The sequence below is a fragment of the Flagellimonas baculiformis genome (assembly GCF_033441575.1).
GTDB lineage: Bacteria > Bacteroidota > Bacteroidia > Flavobacteriales > Flavobacteriaceae > Flagellimonas > Flagellimonas baculiformis.
In genome coordinates, this window is record NZ_JAUZVW010000003.1 from 25,841 (window position 1) to 37,876 (window position 12,036).

10 protein-coding genes are annotated in these 12,036 nt (G+C 47.5%); 4 read left to right on the top strand and 6 right to left on the bottom strand.

The window, feature by feature from the left end; translation table 11 throughout:
• Positions 1–20: 20 nt before the first annotated feature.
• On the bottom strand, positions 21–1,106 hold the full coding sequence (mvaD, locus tag SD450_RS05115; protein WP_318343563.1) for a diphosphomevalonate decarboxylase: 1,086 nt from the start codon (positions 1,104–1,106) through the stop codon (positions 21–23).
• A 92-nt stretch (positions 1,107–1,198) separates the two neighbouring features.
• On the opposite strand from mvaD, the gene SD450_RS05120 reads away from it, so the two are divergent.
• From SD450_RS05120 to SD450_RS05130, 3 genes are all read left to right on the top strand, one after another.
• Positions 1,199–1,675: a TspO/MBR family protein gene (locus SD450_RS05120; RefSeq protein ID WP_318343564.1), complete on the top strand. Its 477-nt coding sequence runs from the start codon at positions 1,199–1,201 to the stop codon at positions 1,673–1,675.
• Positions 1,676–1,791: 116 nt separating this feature from the next.
• The gene (gene glpK / locus SD450_RS05125) at positions 1,792–3,288 is read left to right on the top strand and encodes a glycerol kinase GlpK (protein WP_318343565.1); all 1,497 of its coding nucleotides are present in this window, start codon (positions 1,792–1,794) and stop codon (positions 3,286–3,288) included.
• 30 nt (positions 3,289–3,318) lie between these two features.
• Positions 3,319–4,047 carry an MIP/aquaporin family protein gene (locus SD450_RS05130; protein WP_318343566.1) on the top strand — a complete coding sequence of 243 codons (729 nt, stop codon included), beginning with the start codon at positions 3,319–3,321 and terminating at the stop codon, positions 4,045–4,047.
• Positions 4,048–4,054: 7 nt separating this feature from the next.
• Here SD450_RS05130 and SD450_RS05135 read toward each other — a convergent pair whose 3' ends face one another.
• Positions 4,055–5,320, bottom strand: a complete 1,266-nt coding sequence (locus SD450_RS05135) for a BaiN/RdsA family NAD(P)/FAD-dependent oxidoreductase (RefSeq protein WP_318343567.1) — start codon at positions 5,318–5,320, stop codon at positions 4,055–4,057.
• Positions 5,320–6,015 (bottom strand): glycerophosphodiester phosphodiesterase, encoded by a 696-nt coding sequence (locus tag SD450_RS05140; protein ID WP_318343568.1) that lies wholly within the window; start codon positions 6,013–6,015, stop codon positions 5,320–5,322. The genes SD450_RS05135 and SD450_RS05140 overlap by 1 nt, the downstream gene beginning before the upstream one ends.
• Before the next feature lie 246 nt (positions 6,016–6,261).
• Here SD450_RS05140 and SD450_RS05145 point away from each other — a divergent pair, with 246 nt between their 5' ends.
• On the top strand, positions 6,262–6,681 hold the full coding sequence (locus SD450_RS05145) for a hypothetical protein (RefSeq protein WP_318343569.1): 420 nt from the start codon (positions 6,262–6,264) through the stop codon (positions 6,679–6,681).
• Positions 6,682–6,728: 47 nt separating this feature from the next.
• Here the strand turns inward: SD450_RS05145 and SD450_RS05150 are convergent, their stop codons facing one another.
• From SD450_RS05150 to SD450_RS05160, 3 genes are read right to left on the bottom strand one after another with little or no spacing between them, the layout of a single operon-like run.
• Positions 6,729–8,600 (bottom strand): alpha-amylase family protein, encoded by a 1,872-nt coding sequence (locus tag SD450_RS05150; protein WP_318343570.1) that lies wholly within the window; start codon positions 8,598–8,600, stop codon positions 6,729–6,731.
• Positions 8,597–10,903 (bottom strand): glycoside hydrolase family 65 protein, encoded by a 2,307-nt coding sequence (locus tag SD450_RS05155; RefSeq protein WP_318343571.1) that lies wholly within the window; start codon positions 10,901–10,903, stop codon positions 8,597–8,599. Before SD450_RS05155 ends, SD450_RS05150 begins: the two co-directional genes overlap by 4 nt.
• A 56-nt stretch (positions 10,904–10,959) precedes the next feature.
• Complete coding sequence (locus SD450_RS05160) at positions 10,960–11,979, bottom strand: LacI family DNA-binding transcriptional regulator (protein WP_318343572.1); 1,020 nt, start codon at positions 11,977–11,979, stop codon at positions 10,960–10,962.
• Between the last annotated feature and the right edge of the window lie 57 nt (positions 11,980–12,036).

Below are 12,036 nucleotides of genomic sequence, written 5' to 3' on the forward strand. Positions count from 1 at the left end.
AACAGCTTAACTGTTCATTTTTAGTCGTTTATTTTGACCGCTCCTTTCCCGACCCTGTCATGTATATACTGCCCGTTTTCGCAGTGCATGGCCAATTCATCATCAATGAAACGCTGCACATTTTCCTTGACGTTTTCCGGATAGAGCATGTGCACATTCGCCCCAGCATCCAAGGTGAAACAGACCGGGACCTTGCTCTCTTGCCGATATTTCCAGATTTTATTGATGATTTGCAAGGTATCGGGCTTCATCAGTATAAAATAGGGCATACTGGTCATCATCATAGCATGTAGGGTGAGTGCTTCGCTCTCCACCAGTTGGATGAATCCGTCCAAATCGCCACTGGCCAAAATAGGTTTTAGGCTGTCCAAGTTTAGTATCGCCTGTTGAAATCGGTTGTCTGCGTAGGGATGGCCCTTCATCAGTTGGTGGCCCACCGTGCTGCTCACCTGTTTTTCCCCTTTGTGCACCAGCAAAATGGTATCTTGGTAGGTCTTGAAAACGGAATCTACCGCAAACGGGTACTCGGTTCCATACAAATCCGAACTTTGGGGTACGTTCTCGTGCATCCCCCATTCCACCAAACTTCCATGGATGCTCCTACAGGCACTTCCAGAACCCAATCGAGCCAAATAGGATGCCTTCCTATTGAAGGCAACATGGTCCATTGTCGGGTCCAACAGTCTTTCAATGTCCATCAAACAAAGCGAGAGAGCAGCCATGCCACTGGCAGATGACGCAATGCCACTGCTATGTGGAAAGGAATTGGAGGTATCTATATCGAAATGATACGCCTTCAGAAAAGGCAGGTAAGACACAATCCGCTCGAAAAAAGTGCGGATCTTGGGTTTGAAATCTTCTTTGGGTTTCCCCTCGAACAACAGGTCAAAGGAAAAATCCGCATTTCCTTCCTTCTTTGTAAAAGTCACCGAAGTGGTCGTGGCGCAGGCATCCAACGTAAAACTGATGGACGGGTTGGCCGGTATCTGGACCGGTTTCTTCCCCCAATATTTCACAAGGGCAATATTGCTGGGCGCCCTCCATGTCACTTTCCCCGACAAGGGAAATTCCTGATAGGCATTGGGCAGAAAATCGTTCTCCGTCATTGAAAGGAAATTTGGACAAATATACGTTTGCCAAGCCCTAGCTGGAAATTGGATTCAAATAAATTCTTATTTTAGTTGCTGTTGCACCGACCATGAAAAAACGAATTCTTTATATTGCCATAGGTATCCTTGTTTGCCTGCTGATCGGGTTTTTATCCAGTATCGCCACGCAGAGCTCGGTAAATGATTGGTACACAACACTCAACAAGCCTTCGTTCACTCCTCCTAACGAGCTCTTTGCCCCCGTTTGGACCGCCCTTTACATTATGATGGGCATTTCGGCCGGCATAGTCTGGTCCAAGGGCTATCACCACATTTGGGTGAAGACCGCGCTCTATCATTTTGTTTTCCAATTGTTGTTCAATGCCTTATGGAGCATTGTATTTTTCGGACTGAAAAACCCACTTTTGGGGCTTGTGGTCATTTTGGTGTTGCTGACCTTGATTATGCTCACCATCAAATGGTTCCGGATCATAAGTAGACCTGCTGCCTATCTTTTGATACCCTATATGCTCTGGGTTGGATTTGCCGCCGTGCTGAACTATCGGATATGGGCCCTCAACCCCTAGGGTGAAAAATCAAGCGCAAGTAGAAAGTTCAAATTCAAGCAAAAAGAGTGCTTCTTGGTTTTTGTGTAGCCACTCAGATTTATTTTAGTAAATTCAAGCGCACATAAATCACAAAAATGAGCCAATACATCCTTGCCCTAGATCAAGGCACCACCAGTTCCCGCGCCGTGGTGTTTGATGAAAAAGGAACCATAATCTCCGTAGCACAAAAAGAATTCACCCAAATATTTCCCAAACCCGGATGGGTAGAGCATGACCCTGACGAGATCTGGTCCACCCAAGCGGGCATGGCTGCCGAAGCGGTCAGTAAAAAAGGCCTCAAAGCGGAACAAATGGCCGCCATCGGCATCACCAACCAGCGGGAGACCGTAGTGGTTTGGGACAAAAAAACCGGTCGGCCTGTCTATAACGCCATTGTGTGGCAGGACAAACGCACCGCCGATTATTGTGACGAACTAAAAAAGGCCGGAAAATCGGACCTCATCCGGGAGAAAACGGGTCTCGTGATCGACTCCTATTTCTCGGGAACCAAGGTGAAATGGATCTTGGACCATGTGGACGGTGCCCGCGAAAAGGCAGAGGCGGGTGAACTGGCTTTGGGCACCATCGATTCTTGGCTCATCTGGAAGATGACCGATGGCCAACTCCACATCACCGATGTGACCAACGCATCACGCACCATGCTCTTCAACATCAATCCCATGGATTGGGACGATGAACTGTTGGACCTCTTGACCATTCCAAAAAGCATGCTGCCCGAAGTGAAACAATCCAGCGAGGTATATGGACACACCTGTCCCAACTTCTTTGCTTCCAAAATCCCCATTGCGGGCATTGCGGGCGACCAACAAGCGGCCTTGTTCGGGCAGATGTGCACCAAACAGGGCATGGTAAAGAACACCTACGGAACGGGTTGTTTCATGCTGATGAACATTGGTGAAAAGCCGATTGTTTCCAAGAATAACCTGCTGACCACCGTGGCCTGGAAAATCAATGGAAAAACACAATACGCCCTCGAAGGGAGCATCTTTATTGCCGGGGCGGTGGTGCAATGGCTTCGGGACGGTCTTGGCATCATCAAAAACTCTGCACAGGTGGAAAAATTGGCAACTTCAGTCGATAGTTCCGAAGGCGTTTTCTTTGTTCCTGCCTTTGCTGGATTGGGTGCACCCCACTGGAACCAACATGCCCAGGGTACCATTTTTGGGTTGACACGGGGCAGTACCGATGCCCATATCGCACGTGCCGCATTGGAGTCCATTGCCTACCAGACCATGGACATCCTAAAGGCCATGGAGGCCGATTCTGGTATTTCCATCAAGGAATTGCGCGTGGATGGAGGTGCCACGGTGAACGATATGCTGATGCAGTTTCAGGCCGATGTACTGAACACGGTCACTGTGCGTCCGAAGATTGTGGAGACCACCGTTATGGGTGCCGCCTATTTGGCCGGATTGGCCGTGGGCTATTGGAAAAACCCCGAGGAAATCCAAGATATTTGGCAGACCGATGTGCATTTTGAGCCTACCCAGGAGCGCGAAACGATTGAAAAAGGCATCCGGGGATGGTACAGGGCCATAAAAGCACTGGAACACTGGACTGAAAATCAATAATACCATACAAAAACTAACTTCCAAACCAATATGACTCCTTTTGTTGCAGAAATCGCGGGCACTTTTTTGTTGATGCTCATGGGATGTGGCGTGAATGCCAATGTTTCCCTACAAAAAACCTACGGAAATGGTTCCGGCTGGATCGTGATCACCACTGGCTGGGCCTTTGCGGTCTATACCGGCGTGGTGGTGGCCGGTCCTTACAGTGGGGCACACCTCAACCCTGCAGTGACCATTGGGTTGGCCGTTGCTGGGGAATTTCCTGTTGAATCCATCGCCAATTACATCCTTGCGCAGTTTATCGGCGCCATGTTGGGTGCGTTTGCCGTTTGGCTCATGAACAAGGACCATTTTGATGCCACTGAGGACGGAAACACTAAAAGAGGTGTGTTCTGCAATGCGCCAGCCATTCCCAATACCCCTTTAAATTTGTTGACAGAGATTCTGGGTACCTTCGTGTTGGTGTTCGCGGTGTTGTATTTTACGGATGCGGTACTGTCCACCGACAATGCCATCATCGGTCTGGGTTCTTTGGGGGCGTTGCCCGTCGCGTTGATCGTTTGGGGGATTGGCCTCTCGTTGGGAGGTACCACGGGATATGCCATCAACCCGGCACGGGATATGGGTCCGAGGATCGTGCATGCACTGGTCCCTATCAAGGACAAAGGTTCCAATGGATGGGGCTATTCCTGGGTTCCCGTTGTAGGACCCATATTGGGTGCTGTCCTTGCGGCAGTCATCGCCCTACTCTTGCAATAGATCAGCTTCAAACCACAATGCCCTGGGCGGCCAAGTAGGCCCCGGTCCAAGCATTCTGGAAGTTGAACCCCCCGGTTATGGCATCCACATTAATGATTTCCCCGGCAAAATAAAGGTTGGGGAGCAACTTGCTCTCGAAGGTCTTAAAGTTGATCTCTTTCAGATCTACGCCCCCTGCGGTCACAAATTCTTCCTTGAACGTGCTCTTCCCCTCCACCCTGAAGGAACATGCAGTAAGTTGTTTGGAAAGGTCTTGCAGTTTTTCCTTGGTGACATCCGCCCATTTTTCATCGGGTTGAATGTGGGCCGCCTGCACCAGTTTTGCCCAAAGTCGTTTGGGAATATCAACGGCCGAAGTGCGCAACACTGTTTTTTTGGCCTCCACCTCCTTCACCTTTCTTAAGAAAGCCTCCATGGAACCTGTGGTGTATTCCGGGGTCCAGTTGATGTTCAACCGGAAGGAATAATGGTAATCGTGCAATAGGTTGGCGCCCCATGCCGAAAGCTTCAGGATGGCGGGACCGCTCAACCCCCAATGGGTGATCAGAACGGGACCTTCCGATTGTAGCACAGGTTCTGTTTGGACTGCACTTTTGAGGCCAAGCCCTGCTCTTTCGGTCGTAAAAATCTTTTTGGGGAGTACTTCCACGGCCGCATCGACACTGATTCCCTGGATTCCCTTTATCCGCTCATCCGTGATATTGAAGGTGAACAACGATGGCACAGGAGGAACGATGTGATGGCCCATTTCTTCCAATTGTTGCCATATCTTGGTATTGCTTCCCGTAGCCAACAACAATTTTTTGGTCTGATAGTGCTTGTTCATCGTGGTAACCTGCCAACCGTCCCCTGTTTGGTCAAACCGTTTTACTGAACTGTTCCTCAACACCTTCACACCCAATCGTTCGGCTTCGTTGAGAAAACAATCGATAATGGTCTGTGAGGAATCGCTTTTGGGAAATACGCGTCCGTCTTCTTCTATCTTTAAAGAAACACCCCGTTCCTCAAAAAAGGACATGACATCCATGGGGGCATATTTATGGAAAGGTCCCAAGAGTTCCTTTTCGCCCCGAGGATAATTGGTAGCGAGTTCCTTCGGTGAGAATTCGCCATGGGTCACGTTGCAGCGCCCTCCACCGGATACTTTCACCTTGGAGAGTACCGTTTTGCCCCTTTCAAAAATGGCTATCTTCAGATGGGGTGCTTGTTCCGCAATCTGGATGGCGGCGTAGAATCCCGCGGCACCACCCCCTACAATGATCACATCGAACATCAATCTACCCGTTCAGGATAGTTGGTAATGATCCCATCCACCCCAAACTCCTTCATCTGTTGGATATCCTGAGGTTCATTAACAGTCCAAGTGTAGATTTTCAATCCTTCACTGTGTATCTTGTCCACATTTTCCTGGGTGAGTGTCTTGAAATGAGGGTTGATGGCCACAGCGTCCAGTTCTTTGGCCACTTGAATGGCCTTCAATGGATCTTCTTCCGTGAGAACAGCTATTTTGATATCCTTGTTATGGCTACGCATGTCCCTGAGTTCGTTCCATCGAAAACTGGAGATGATGAAATTGTCCGCAGACCATCCTTTGTTCTTGATATAGTAATCCACTATGAAATTCACCCTGTCCGCAGTTCCAGCACCTTTCAGTTCAATGTTAAGCGCCACTTGGTTGTTGATGAGGGCCAATACTTTTTGAAGGTCCGGGATTTTGTGGTTTCCTTCCAATGTAAGCTGCTTCAGGTCCACGATGTTATATTCCTCGATATTGCCTCCCCCATTGGTGAGCCTGTCCACTTTTTCGTCATGGAACACCACAATTTCCCCACTACGTATTTTGAACACATCGATTTCGATCATATCCACCCCAAGGTCCATTGCTTTTTGGATGGAGGCGAGCGTGTTCTCTGTTTCGTGGCCCATAGCACCTCTATGTCCAATGACCAATGGTTCAGATTTTGACATACCACAACTGTTTAAAAGAAATAGGGCAACACATGCCCCAAGTACTTTTTTATTCATTTTGGTTCGTTTTGTACGCTAAAAATACGATTTGAAAACGAAATGTCCACCGCTTTTACTTGATTTAGATTAGTTCAAATATTTAACCCTAAAAATGAGGTTATCAAAAAATATATTATCAATAATTATTTATTTGATATTTTTTTATTGATACATTTATCATATTAATAACCAATAAATCGACTTATTATGTTTTCAAAATCAAACTTATTGGCCACTTTGGTGGGCACGGTCGTTATGTTCTTTTTGGGGTACCTCATCTGGGGTATTGCCACTGTCGATTTTTTCACCCAGCATTCCTTGGTGGATATTGCGAAAGATCCTCCTAACTTGGGGTTGGTCGCATTGGGCAATCTCATAGCTGTCTTTGCCCTTAGCACTTTGTACAGTAAATGGGCCCGGGGCCATCATTCCATTGGACAAGGTTTTACCTATGGCGCTTGGATCGGGGTCTTCATGGGGGTTGGCATGGGATTGCTGTACTATGGCACCATGATCTGGATGGATTTGACGGGACATGCCGTGGAAGCCATTCTGGATATTGTTTTTTATGGAATCATAGGTGCCGTGATTGCCTTCGTTTACCAAAAAACAGCGGTCAAGGAATAGTATCTGGTTTTATCTTGACCTCTGCGGGTTGCTTTGCAACCCGTTTTTTATTTTACAAAACCAAGGATATGGGATTGAAGGGGTTGCAATTCCACTTGGATTTTCCCCTGCCCATTCGCTACGGACAGCCTGGTGGTGAAATCACCGAACAATTTATCCTGCAAAGGATATTCCCCGTCCTTCAACTGCCATTGGGCCATCACATCTTCCGGCAGTTTCAACTCAAATGCATAGTTTTTCCCGGCATCGAAATTGGTAACGATGATGAGTCTTTCATTTTCGGACCAGCGCACATAGGAAAGCACCCTGTGGTCATACCCTTCGGTCCGTTCCTTATTGTAGAAGTGGATTTCCTGGTATTTCCCCATCAGGGCATCACTTTGTATGGTAAAGTTCAACAGGCGCTTGTAAAAATCCCGAAGGCCTTTTTCTTCTTCGGAAAGTTGGCCGCCATCGAACTTTTTATCGTTTACCCACCTTTGGTGATGAGGCACCCCAATATAATCAAAAATGGAGGTTCGGGAAGGTTTGCCAAACCCGGCATCCTCGGCTGCCGGCTCCCCCACTTCCTGTCCAAAATAGATCATGGTGGGCGAGGTGCTAATGGTGGCTGAGACCACCATGGCAGGTTTTCCCAATTGCGCATTCCCAACAAATTCGGGACTGGCGATACGCTGTTCGTCATGGTTCTCCAAAAAATGGAGCATGTGGTGTTCAATATCGGCCATACCCCTTTGCACTACGGGAATGTGGTCCGTCCATCCGTAGCCTTTCATAATGTGCTTGATGCTGTCGTACAACTCCACTTTGTCGTAGAGATAATCCATCTTGCCCTTGTGGATGTAGTCCCGGTACAGGCCAGGATTATATACTTCGGCCAATAAAAAGGCATCAGGGTTCTTCATTTTGATCGTGGAATTGAGGTAGCTCCAAAATTCCACGGGAACCATTTCGGCCATATCGAAACGGAATCCATCAACCCCAAAATCCAACCAGTAGAGGGCAATGTCCTTGAACTTGTACCATGAATCGGGCAGGGTCTTGTCTTTCCAAAAATCAACATGGGCCCGATGGTCCTTACCACCAAAGTCATCAGGAAGTTCCACAAAATCTTTTGTCCCGTCAGGACGCACCCCGTAATTGATCTTTACCGTTTCGTACCAATCATTGAAATGGGGCTGTGCCAAACGCGAACCGTTTCCTGTCCATTTGGCTGGATTTTCCTCAAATTTGGAGTCGGTCAATGCACTTTTATCTCCCCCCAAAGGCTGGTAACCGTTTTGCCATTCGGGCACCCTGAACGCTTCGCCGGGGATATAGTAAAAATTGTTGTTGACATCATATTCTTTGGAGGTATCATCATTCGCCCCAAAATCCTCAACCCCTTTGGGGTTGGTCTTCCCTTCATAGTTCCGGGCCACATGGTTGGGAACAATATCGATGATGACCTTCATCCCCGCGTCATGGGTCCTTTGGATAAGGGCCTTGAACTCTTCCAATCGGTTGGAGGGATCGGTGGCGAGATCAGGGTTCACATTATAGTAATCCTTGACCGCATAGGGAGATCCCGCCCTGCCCTTCACCACATCGGGATCGTCATTCGAAATTCCGTAGGCGGTATAATCATTAATCAGGGCATGGTGTGGCACTCCGGTGTACCAGATGTGCGTGATGCCCAGTCCTTTTATTTCTTCCAGGGCCTTTTCCGTAAAGTCGGAAAACTTGCCCACACCATTTTCGGCTAGGGTACCCCACGGCTTATTGGTGGTGTTGGTGTTGCCAAAAAGTCTTGTAAACACCTGATAGACTACGATTTTCTTTTTCATGGGCGGTTCCACTGGCCTTTGTACGGTTTTTTCCTTGCATGAATATAACGCTCCCAACACAATCAGAAAAGTGATGAAGCGATTAGTTTTCATGCCTTGACCGTTTCCCCGGGAACCAACTGGACCGGTTTGCCATGTACTTGGATAGTGAGTGGCCCTTCTCCCGTAATCCCAAAAGAGCAACCGTCCGCAGAAACAGTAACGGTAATGATCTGGTTCCTAAAATTGATCTTAAAGGAGTAGGATTTCCATTGTTTAGGGATCCTTGGCCCAAAATGCAATGTGCCGTCCAGCACCCGCATCCCTCCAAAACCTTCCACAATGCTCATCCAGGTTCCTGCCATGGAAGTAATGTGAAGGCCTTCCTCCACTTCTTTGTTATAATCGTCCAAATCCAATCGGGAGGTCCTTAAGTAAAAGGTATAGGCCTGCTCCATCCGTCCCAATTTAGCCGCCTGAATACTGTGCACACAAGGTGAAAGGGAGGATTCGTGCACGGTGAAGGGTTCGTAAAAATCAAAATGCCTTTCCAGGTCTTTTGGGCTGAAATGGTCCTCAAAAAAATAGAAGCCTTGGAGCACATCGGCCTGTTTGATGTAGGGCGAACGTAAGATCCGGTCCCAACTCCATTTTTGGTTGATGGGCCGTTCGGACCTGTCCAAATCTTGCACCTTTACCATTTTCTTATCCAAAAATCCATCTTGCTGCAGGTACACTTGGTGCTTTTCGGAATAAGGAAAGTACATATTGCCCGAAACTTTGGCCCAATCCTCAATTTCAGCAGGGGACAGCTTTGCTTTGGCCATGATCCTTTCGTAGTCCTCGGGATAGGATTTGCGAACCTTATTGATCTGTTCGATGGTATAATCGATGCACCATTGAGCCAAATAGTTGGTGTACCAATTGTTGTTCACATTGTTCTCATATTCATTGGGCCCTGTTACGCCAAGCATTACATATTGCTGTTTTTCCTCTGAAAAATTGACGCGCTGGTGCCAGAATCGGGCTATCCCGATCAAGACTTCAAGACCCATTTTAGGGATGTAACTATAGTCGCCCGTGAATCGATGGTAATTGTAAATGGCAAAAGCAATGGCCCCGTTCCGATGGATTTCCTCAAAAGTAATCTCCCATTCGTTGTGGCATTCCTCGCCGTTCATGGTGACCATGGGATAGAGTGCCGCGCCGTTGGCAAAGCCCAATTTCTCGGCATTCTCGATGGCCTTCTGGAGATGGTTGTATCGGTATTGGAGCAGGTTCCAAGCTACTTGCTGGTTTTTTGTGGCCATATAGAAAGGCAAACAATAGGCCTCGGTGTCCCAATAGGTACTTCCACCGTATTTTTCTCCGGTAAATCCTTTAGGGCCAATGTTCAAACGGGAATCTTTGCCCGAATAGGTCTGGTTGAGCTGGAATATATTGAACCGAATGCCCTGCTGCGCCTTTACGTCGCCCTCGATGACAATATCGCTCATCTCCCAAACCTGTGCCCATGCTTCTTTCTGCTTTTGGAGCAAGCCATCAAATCCTAAAGCAGATGCCTTGTCCAGAACTTTGTTGGCGGCTTCCTGCAGTTTGTCCTTAGGGTGGTTCCTGTCCACCGTGTAACCTCCAAATTTTACCAAGGTAAGGGTTTCATCCTTGCCAAGATTCACTTTATAGGCATGCCTCACCGACGTCGCAGTCTCTTCAACTGCGGGTTCTATATCCAATTTAGCTCCATCGACATAAAGTTCAGCCTGCATAAAAGTACAGACGGCAAAATCGGTCTTCATGGTATGTGACGCCACAAAAGCCCTGTTCCCATCCGAAGCAATATCGGTGATGTTCCAGAACTTGTCGGCCCAATTGCTGTCCATATTCTTGATGCCCCCATCCAAATAAGGAATTACAACGACCTCGGCATCCGAGTTCAGCAGTTGTACATTATATTGTATGGCTCCCGTCTCGTCCAAATCCAAGCTCAGAAATCTGACCACCTCAACGGCCACTTCCACATCGTTGGGCAGGGTGGCCACAAAGCTGCGTTTGTACCAACCTTCCTTCATATGGAGTTCGCGACGGAAATGTTCCACTTTTTTGCAAGTGTTCAGGTCCAGTGCTTCATCATTTATGATGATATCCACCCCGATCCAGTTGGGGGCGTTGAGCACCTTGGCAAAGTATTCGGGATACCCATTTTTCCACCAACCCACACGGGTCTTGTCTGGATAATAGACCCCGGCAATGTAGCTGCCCTGAAAGGTCTCGCCTGAGTACTGTTCCTCAAAATTGGCACGCTGGCCCATGGCCCCGTTCCCGATACTGAAGAGGCTTTCGGAGGATTTTACCTGTTCCCGGTCAAATCCTTCCTCGATGATGGACCAAGGGTCTGCTTGGATATAGTCTTGATTCATAAATAATTAAACTTGATAAACAACTGCAACCGCCCCCATGGACAGCTTGCGCAAACTTAATGATTTATGGATTCCCTGATGACCAATGTGGGTTCCAAAATTTTGGTCTGGTAGGTTTCTTCCTCTTCCTCGCTTTCGATTTTGTCTATGAGCATTTTGGCGGATACTTCGCCCATTTTCTCCCCATGTTGCGCGACCACAGTGAGGCTTGGGTTGGCATACTTGGAAAGGACGCCATCCGTGAAACCGATAAAGGAAATATCCTCCGGGATCTTTAGGCCACTTTTTTGCACCAAACGCATGCTGTACACCGCAAATATTTCGTTGACGCAGAGAACGGCATCCGGTTTTTGGGTTTCCAGGAATTCCTTGATGCGGTTTTCGTCCATTTCCATCGATGGCATTTTCAATACCAGGTCATCGTTTACTCCCAAGCTGCTTTCGGAGAGGGCCTTTTGGTAGCCCATGGTCCTGGCCTTGCTCACACTCAAATAATCGCCCGTGGTGATCATGGCTATTTTCTTCTTTCCCTGTTCTATGAATTTTTTGGTGGCTATGTATCCGCCCAATTCATCATCGATGACTACCTTATCGCAATCTATTTCATTGGTGATTCTATCGAACAGTACCACCGGGATTCCTTGCTCAGTGACCTCTTTCAGGTGATTGTAGTCCCCTTTTTGCTGTGTTTCGGAGGAAAGTGACATGATGAAACCATCAATGCTACCATTGGCCAGCATCTCCATATTGATCACCTCTTTGTCAAATGATTCTTCCGAAAGACAGACAATTACATTATAGCCCCTTGCATTTGCATATTTCTCGATCCCACGGATCACAGTTGTAAAGAAGTGGTGTACGATATCGGGGATCACAACACCGATGTTCTTTGTCCTCTTGTTCTTGAGGCTGATCGCTATGTTGTTGGGTTTGTAGTTATAAAGTTTTGCGAAGGCCTGTACCTTTTCCTTGGTGTCCCTACTTATTTCCTCACTGTTCTTAAGCGCTTTAGATACGGTAGAGATGGACACTTCAAGCTCCCTTGCAATATCCTTTAAGGTAATCTTGGTTTTCAATTTGGTAAAATTTAATCTTTTTGGTTTGACGTTGGAAATTACTCAATAAAGAGACAA